Source organism: Catenibacterium sp. UBA627 (genome assembly GCF_002299355.1).
Classification (GTDB): Bacteria; Bacillota_I; Bacilli_A; order Erysipelotrichales; family Coprobacillaceae; genus Catenibacterium; species Catenibacterium mitsuoka.
Map to the genome: position 1 here is coordinate 13,053 of NZ_DBPF01000121.1, position 526 is coordinate 13,578.

Below are 526 nucleotides of genomic sequence, written 5' to 3' on the forward strand. Positions count from 1 at the left end.
GTAAAATAATATTTCTAGATGTAGATGGTACATTAATTGATTATGAAGCAAAGTTACCTGCTTCAGCAGCTAAGGCAGTAGACATGGCACGAGCAAATGGCCATAAGGTATATATTTGTACAGGATGTTCTAAGGCTGAAGTACTACAGCGTAATTTATGTGATTTAGATGGTATGATTGGTGGTAATGGTGCTTATGTAGAAGACCACGATGAAGTTGTAATGCATCAAGGATTGTCAAAGGAAGATGTAAAACATATTGTAGATTGGTGTAATGAGAGACACTTAGGATTCTATCTAGAAGCTAATAGCGGTATGTACTGCAATGACTATATGTTAGAGCAGGGGCCTGAAACAATGGTTAAGTATGCTCAGGGTAAAGGAGCCGACCTAGAGAAAGCAAAGGAATCTTCTAAAGCATTCATGGATGGATTTATTCATTTACAAGGTGAAGATTTATATAGAGATGATGTAAATAAGATTAGCTTTATCTTAAGCTCTTATCAGGATCATTTAGATTCTAAGGT

The 526-nt window shown here is 35.9% G+C and carries 1 protein-coding gene; it reads left to right on the forward strand.

What is annotated here, in order from left to right:
* Positions 1 to 526 (forward strand): HAD hydrolase family protein (locus tag B2S90_RS07945; protein ID WP_286696848.1); only part of this gene is annotated, 526 nt, incomplete at both ends.